At 43.4% G+C, this 3524-nt stretch carries 6 protein-coding genes and 1 pseudogene; 3 read left to right on the top strand and 4 right to left on the bottom strand.

What is annotated here, in order from left to right:
* Positions 1-196 precede the first annotated feature (196 nt).
* Positions 197-391 (top strand): YlcI/YnfO family protein, encoded by a 195-nt coding sequence (locus ACNQVK_RS02260; RefSeq protein WP_001421937.1) that lies wholly within the window; start codon positions 197-199, stop codon positions 389-391.
* 164 nt (positions 392-555) lie between these two features.
* Here the strand turns inward: ACNQVK_RS02260 and ybcW are convergent, their stop codons facing one another.
* Positions 556-762 carry a protein YbcW gene (gene ybcW / locus ACNQVK_RS02255; RefSeq protein ID WP_001031427.1) on the bottom strand — a complete coding sequence of 69 codons (207 nt, stop codon included), beginning with the start codon at positions 760-762 and terminating at the stop codon, positions 556-558.
* Between the two features lie 243 nt (positions 763-1005).
* On the opposite strand from ybcW, the gene ACNQVK_RS02250 reads away from it, so the two are divergent.
* Positions 1006-1458, top strand: coding sequence for a DUF1398 domain-containing protein (locus tag ACNQVK_RS02250; RefSeq protein WP_223248938.1), 453 nt, complete (start codon positions 1006-1008; stop codon positions 1456-1458).
* 289 nt (positions 1459-1747) lie between these two features.
* Positions 1748-2041, top strand: coding sequence for a serum resistance lipoprotein Bor (bor, locus tag ACNQVK_RS02245; RefSeq protein WP_000738492.1), 294 nt, complete (start codon positions 1748-1750; stop codon positions 2039-2041).
* Positions 2042-2072: 31 nt separating this feature from the next.
* On the opposite strand, the gene rzpD is transcribed toward bor, so the two are convergent.
* The 3 genes and pseudogenes from rzpD to ACNQVK_RS02230 all read right to left on the bottom strand — a co-directional run bounded on the left by rzpD (position 2073) and on the right by ACNQVK_RS02230 (position 3308).
* Positions 2073-2534, bottom strand: coding sequence for a prophage endopeptidase RzpD (gene rzpD, locus ACNQVK_RS02240; RefSeq protein WP_000092275.1), 462 nt, complete (start codon positions 2532-2534; stop codon positions 2073-2075).
* A complete protein-coding gene (locus ACNQVK_RS02235) occupies positions 2531-3007 on the bottom strand; it encodes a glycoside hydrolase family protein (protein WP_000229403.1) in 477 nt (158 codons plus the stop codon). Before ACNQVK_RS02235 ends, rzpD begins: the two co-directional genes overlap by 4 nt.
* A pseudogene (locus tag ACNQVK_RS02230) lies at positions 2991-3308 on the bottom strand (phage holin, lambda family). The gene ACNQVK_RS02235 and the pseudogene ACNQVK_RS02230 overlap by 17 nt, the downstream one beginning before the upstream one ends.
* Positions 3309-3524: the final 216 nt, after the last annotated feature.

Here is a 3524-nt window from a genome sequence, read left to right as displayed (position 1 = left end):
TACCTTTTTTTTCACCGGAAAGGACCCGTAAAGTGATAATGATTATCATCTACATATCACAACGTGCGTGGAGGCCATCAAACCACGTCAAATAATCAATTATGACGCAGGTATCGTATTAATTGATCTGCATCAACTTAACGTAAAAACAACTTCAGACAATACAAATCAGCGACACTGAATACGGGGCAACCTCATGTCAACGAAGAACAGAACCCGCAGAACAACAACCCGCAACATCCGCTTTCCTAACCAAATGATTGAACAAATTAACATCGCTCTTGAGCAAAAAGGGTCCGGGAATTTCTCAGCCTGGGTCATTGAAGCCTGCCGTCGGAGACTAACGTCAGAAAAGAGAGCATATACATCAATTAAAAGTGATGAAGAATGAACATCCCGCGTTCTTCCCTCCGAACAGGACGATATTGTAAATTCACTTAATTACGAGGGCATTGCAGTAATTGAGTTGCAGTTTTACCACTTTCCTGACAGTGACAGACTGCGTGTTGGCTCTGTCACAGACTAAATAGTTTGAATGATTAGCAGTTATGGTGATCAGTCAACCACCAGGGAATAATCCTTCATATTATTATCGTGCTTCACCAACGCTGCCTCAATTGCTCTGAATGCTTCCAGAGACACCTTATGTTCTATACATGCAATTACAACATCAGGGTAACTCATAGAAATGGTGCTATTAAGCATATTTTTTACACGAATCAGATCCACGGAGGGATCATCAGCAGATTGTTCTTTATTCATTTTGTCGCTCCATGCGCTTGCTCTTCATCTAGCGGTTAAAATATTACTTCAAATCTTTCTGTATGAAGATTTGAGCACGTTGGCCTTACATACATCTGTCGGTTGTATTTCCCTCCAGAATGCCAGCAGGACCGCACTTTGTTACGCAACCAATACTATTAAGTGAAAACATTCCTAATATTTGACATAAATCATCAACAAAACACAAGGAGGTCAGACCAGATTGAAACGATAAAAACGATAATGCAAACTACGCGCCCTCGTATCACATGGAAGGTTTTACCAATGGCTCAGGTTGCCATTTTTAAAGAAATATTCGATCAAGTGCGAAAAGATTTAGACTGTGAATTGTTTTATTCTGAACTAAAACGTCACAACGTCTCACATTATATTTACTATCTAGCCACAGATAATATTCACATCGTGTTAGAAAACGATAACACCGTGTTAATAAAAGGACTTAAAAAGGTTGTAAATGTTAAATTCTCAAGAAACACGCATCTTATAGAAACGTCCTATGATAGGTTGAAATCAAGAGAAATCACATTTCAGCAATACAGGGAAAATCTTGCTAAAGCAGGAGTTTTCCGATGGGTTACAAATATCCATGAACATAAAAGATATTACTATACCTTTGATAATTCATTACTATTTACTGAGAGCATTCAGAACACTACACAAATCTTTCCACGCTAAATCATAACGTCCGGTTTCTTCCGTGTCAGCACCGGGGCGTTGGCATAATGCAATACGTGTACGCGCTAAACCCTGTGTGCATCGTTTTAATTATTCCCGGACACTCCCGCAGAGAAGTTCCCCGTCAGGGCTGTGGACATAGTTAATCCGGGAATACAATGACGATTCATCGCACCTGACATACATTAATAAATATTAACAATATGAAATTTCAACTCATTGTTTAGGGTTTGTTTAATTTTCTACACATACGATTCTGCGAACTTCAAAAAGCATCGGGAATAACACCATGAAAAAAATGCTACTCGCTACTGCGCTGGCCCTGCTTATTACAGGATGTGCTCAACAGACGTTTACTGTTCAAAACAAACCGGCAGCAGTAGCACCAAAGGAAACCATCACCCATCATTTCTTCGTTTCTGGAATTGGGCAGAAGAAAACTGTCGATGCAGCCAAAATTTGTGGCGGCGCAGAAAATGTTGTTAAAACAGAAACCCAGCAAACATTCGTAAATGGATTGCTCGGTTTTATTACTTTAGGCATTTATACTCCGCTGGAAGCGCGTGTGTATTGCTCACAATAATTGCATGAGTTGCCCATCGATATGGGCAACTCTATCTGCACTGCTCATTAATATACTTCTGGGTTCCTTCCAGTTGTTTTTGCATAGTGATCAGCCTCTCTCTGAGGGTGAAATAATCCCGTTCAGCGGTGTCTGCCAGTCGGGGGGAGGCTGCATTATCCACGCCGGAGGCGGTGGTGGCTTCACGCACTGACTGACAGACTGCTTTGATGTGCAACCGACGACGACCAGCGGCAACATCATCACGCAGAGCATCATTTTCAGCTTTAGCATCAGCTAACTCCTTCGTGTATTTTGCATCGAGCGCAGCAACATCACGCTGACGCATCTGCATGTCAGTAATTGCCGCGTTCGCCAGCTTCAGTTCTCTGGCATTTTTGTCGCGCTGGGCTTTGTAGGTAATGGCGTTATCACGGTAATGATTAACAGCCCATGACAGGCAGACGATGATGCAGATAACCAGAGCGGAGATAATCGCGGTGACTCTGCTCATACATCAATCTCTCTGACCGTTCCGCCCGCTTCTTTGAATTTTGCAATCAGGCTGTCAGCCTTATGCTCGAACTGACCATAACCAGCGCCCGGCAGTGAAGCCCAGATATTGCTGCAACGGTCGATTGCCTGACGGATATCACCACGATCAATCATAGGTAAAGCGCCACGCTCCTTAATCTGCTGCAATGCCACAGCGTCCTGACTTTTCGGAGAGAAGTCTTTCAGGCCAAGCTGCTTGCGGTAGGCATCCCACCAACGGGAAAGAAGCTGGTAGCGTCCGGCGCCTGTTGATTTGAGTTTTGGGTTTAGCGTGACAAGTTTGCGAGGGTGATCGGAGTAATCAGTAAATAGCTCTCCGCCTACAATGACGTCATAACCATGATTTCTGGTTTTCTGACGTCCGTTATCAGTTCCCTCCGACCACGCCAGCATATCGAGGAACGCCTTACGTTGATTATTGATTTCTACCATCTTCTACTCCGGCTTTTTTAGCAGCGAAGCGTTTGATAAGCGAACCAATCGAGTCAGTACCGATGTAGCCGATAAACACGCTCGTTATATAAGCGAGATTGCTACTTAGTCCGGCGAAGTCGAGAAGGTCACGAATGAACTAGGCGATAATGGCGCACATCGTTGCGTCGATTACTGTTTTTGTAAACGCACCGCCATTATATCTGCCGCGAAGGTACGCCATTGCAAACGCAAGGATTGCCCCGATGCCTTGTTCCTTTGCCGCGAGAATGGCGGCCAACAGGTCATGTTTTTCTGGCATCTTCATGTCTTACCCCCAATAAGGGGATTTGCTCTATTTAATTAGGAATAAGGTCGATTACTGATAGAACAAATCCAGGCTACTGTGTTTAGTAATCAGATTTGTTCGTGACCGATATGCACGGGCAAAACGGCAGGAGGTTGTTAGCGCAAAAAAAAAATTCCAAAAAAAAAATTCCAAAAAAAAAAAGCGACTAACAAACACAATCTGATGGCA

The organism is Mycobacterium sp. 134 (assembly GCF_048282715.1).
Taxonomy (GTDB): Bacteria; Actinomycetota; Actinomycetes; order Mycobacteriales; family Mycobacteriaceae; genus Mycobacterium; species Mycobacterium septicum.
Note: the sequence above shows the minus strand (reverse complement) of the source record. Positions and strands in the feature narration are given on the sequence as shown.